Here is a 2,049-nt window from a genome sequence, read left to right on the forward strand (position 1 = left end):
GATCCAGCGTCGAGATCAGATCTTCCGCCAGCACCCGCCCTTCGACTTGAGCCAGCGGCAAGTGCTCGCGCTCGACAATGCGCGACGCATCGGCCATGGCCAGCAAACGCTCGAGCGCCGTTTCGACAGGCAGCAGACTGCCGGTCTTGCCCGGCTTACCCACGGGATTCACACGGCGCCGCCTGCTTCAGGTGGGTGACGAAATTGCACGGACGATGGCGGGCGTCCAGTTGCTCAGCGAGGATGCCATCCCAGCCGGTGCGAACCGCATTGGTCGAACCCGGCAGGCAGCACACCAGCGTGCCGTTGGCCAGACCAGCCAAGGCCCGGGACTGCACAGTCGAAGTGCCGATATCGGCTACGGAAATCTGGCGGAACAGTTCGCCGAATCCGTCGACCTGTTTGTCGAGCAGGCATGCCACCGCTTCCGGCGTGCTGTCACGCCCGGTGAAGCCGGTGCCGCCGGTGATCAACACAACCTGAACCACATCGTCGGCAATCCAGTTGGCGACTTGCGCACGGATTTTGTAGAGATCATCTTTAAGCAAAACCCGCTCGGCCAGCGCGTGACCGGCCGCGATCAAGCGATCAACGAAGACCTGGCCGGAGGTATCGGTTTCCAGGGTTCGGGTGTCGCTGACAGTCAGCACCGCAATATTGAGCGGCACGAAAGGTACATCAGCCTTGGCTTTCATAGGCTCTTCCAGTTGTAGGGGAAACAGCCCGGTGTTATATCACAGCGGCTCATTTTTCCGCCGCCCCTCTGGAGAGTCGTCATGCCCTCGAACAACCCGTTGCCACCCTGCTCCGTCCTGCTTCTGGCCGGTGGACGCGGTCAACGCATGGGCGGTCAGGACAAGGGCCTCATCGAGTGGCTGGGCGAGCCGTTGATCGCGCATCTGCAGCGCAAGGTACGGCCGTTGACCGACGATCTGATCATCTCCTGCAACCGCAATCGCGAGCGTTATGCCGGGTTTGCCGATCAGTTGGTGATGGATGATGAAGGCGATTTCCCCGGGCCGCTGGCCGGTATTCGTGCCGGGCTGAAAGCGGCGCGCCATGCGCATCTGCTGGTGTTGCCATGTGATGTGCCGCGAATCGACGAGGCCTTGCTCGAAGACATGCTGATTACTGCCAATCTGCAACGTGAAAAACCTTTAATGCTGCGCCACGGCGAGCATTGGGAACCGCTGCTGTGCGTGATTCCCGTGGCGCTGTTGCCGGCATTCGAAGCAGCCTGGAATGCAGGCGAGCGCAGCCCGGGGCGGGTAATGCGCAGCCTCGGCGCCGTCGCATTGCAATGCCCTGACAACGACCCGCGACTGGCCAATCTCAACACCCCCGAATTGTTACATCTGCACAACACTGTGTCAGACTGACACTATCCAAGGAACTCTCACGCCTTGTTTACGTCTCAAGCTCAGTAACCAGAAGATTTCCCATTCGGAGACACACTCATGACTCAACGGACCCTCGCCACTTTCATGCTCGCACTGGGCCTGGCAACCCTCGCAGGTTGCTCCTCGCCAACAGTGATCACCTTGAATGACGGTCGCGAAATCCAGGCCGTCGACACCCCGAAATACGATGATGATTCGGGCTTCTACGAGTTCCAGCAGCTGGACGGCAAAGAGACCCGCATCAACAAGGATCAGGTTCGTACCGTTAAAGAGCTGTAAGGCTCCGCGTCGTTACCGGATACAGAAAAGCCCGCATTGTCATGCGGGCTTTTTCATGGGCGCTCGGAAAGCAGTTTCAGCATTACCACTGCAAGGTGATTTGACTCTCGAACTCCCGCAACTCACCGGTCACCGGGTCGATGAAGCGCAGGCCTTGCGCAAGCAGCTTCAACGGGTTGGCGTAATCGTCCTCGACATCTTTCAACACAGTCGGATAAAACGGATCGTTGCAGATACTCGCTCCCAGCGACGTCATGTGCACACGCAACTGATGCTTCTTGCCCGTCACGGGATACAGGCCATAGCGCCACAGATCACCATTTTTCTCACGCACCTCGACCGCCGTTTCGGTATTGCTGGCGCCAGGCCC

The 2,049-nt window shown here is 59.3% G+C and carries 3 protein-coding genes and 2 pseudogenes; 2 read left to right on the forward strand and 3 right to left on the reverse strand.

Features of this window, described 5'->3' with window-relative positions:
• Together OQK_RS29780 and moaB are read right to left on the reverse strand one after the other, a co-directional pair.
• Positions 1-172: pseudogene (locus tag OQK_RS29780) on the reverse strand (molybdopterin molybdenumtransferase MoeA); the annotation flags it as partial.
• Entirely contained in the window at positions 156-695 is a 540-nt protein-coding gene (gene moaB / locus OQK_RS00280) for a molybdenum cofactor biosynthesis protein B (protein WP_016770598.1), read from the reverse strand. The gene moaB and the pseudogene OQK_RS29780, both read right to left, overlap by 17 nt.
• 81 nt (positions 696-776) lie before the next feature.
• On the opposite strand from moaB, the gene mobA reads away from it, so the two are divergent.
• Both mobA and OQK_RS00290 read left to right on the forward strand, forming a co-directional pair.
• Positions 777-1,379 (forward strand): molybdenum cofactor guanylyltransferase MobA, encoded by a 603-nt coding sequence (gene mobA / locus OQK_RS00285; protein ID WP_016770599.1) that lies wholly within the window; start codon positions 777-779, stop codon positions 1,377-1,379.
• Between the two features lie 78 nt (positions 1,380-1,457).
• The gene (locus OQK_RS00290) at positions 1,458-1,679 is read left to right on the forward strand and encodes a YgdI/YgdR family lipoprotein (RefSeq protein WP_016770600.1); all 222 of its coding nucleotides are present in this window, start codon (positions 1,458-1,460) and stop codon (positions 1,677-1,679) included.
• A gap of 82 nt (positions 1,680-1,761) precedes the next feature.
• On the opposite strand, the pseudogene OQK_RS00295 reads toward OQK_RS00290, so the two are convergent.
• Positions 1,762-2,049, reverse strand: a pseudogene (locus OQK_RS00295) (pseudouridine synthase); the annotation flags it as partial.

Origin of the sequence: Pseudomonas sp. R62 (assembly GCF_000257605.1) — a bacterium.
GTDB classification, from domain to species: Bacteria; Pseudomonadota; Gammaproteobacteria; order Pseudomonadales; family Pseudomonadaceae; genus Aquipseudomonas; species Aquipseudomonas atacamensis.